Source organism: Pseudomonas mediterranea CFBP 5447 (assembly GCF_000774145.1).
GTDB lineage: Bacteria > Pseudomonadota > Gammaproteobacteria > Pseudomonadales > Pseudomonadaceae > Aquipseudomonas > Aquipseudomonas mediterranea.
This window is the reverse complement of record NZ_KN322973.1, coordinates 1-505: the sequence shown is the minus strand read 5'-3', so window position 1 is coordinate 505 and position 505 is coordinate 1. Positions and strand designations below refer to the sequence as shown.

The following is a 505-nucleotide window of genomic DNA, read 5'->3' as shown; positions in this document are numbered from 1 at the left end:
TTCCCAGGCCATGGCCGTGCGCAGGATGTCATGGCGATCGATCACGCCTTGCAGGGCCTGGGTGAAGTCGTCCAGGCGTTCGCGGCTGTCGAAGGCGAACTGTGCTTGCAGCACGTAGGGGTCACCCTGTTCGGCGGCCAGATGGTGGTAAAGAATGCCCTCCTGCAATGGCGCCAGCGGATAGATGTCCTGCACGTTGCGGGCGCCACCCGGCACGGTCGCGACGATGCGGTCGATGGCGTCCTGGGACAGCGATACCAGTGGCAACAGGGCCGGGGTGATGTACTCGCAATCCGCAGGAATCAGGTTGGCCGGGACATTCACCTCGTTGCTCTCGCCGATGGCCGATGCCAGCGCCGCCAGGGTCGATTGATTGAACAGGATACGCACGTCGGCACTCAGGCCGGCCTGGCGCATCCGCTCGATCAGGCTGACGGCCAGCAACGAGTGACCGCCGAGTTCGAAGAAGTGATCGTGACGGCCGACGCGCTCGACCTTGAGCAGG

At 64.4% G+C, this 505-nt stretch carries 1 protein-coding gene; it reads right to left on the bottom strand.

The window, feature by feature from the left end; all coding sequences use genetic code 11:
- A partial coding sequence (locus tag N005_RS03010) for a phosphopantetheine-binding protein (protein WP_047699293.1) occupies window positions 1-505 on the bottom strand: 505 nt, incomplete at both ends.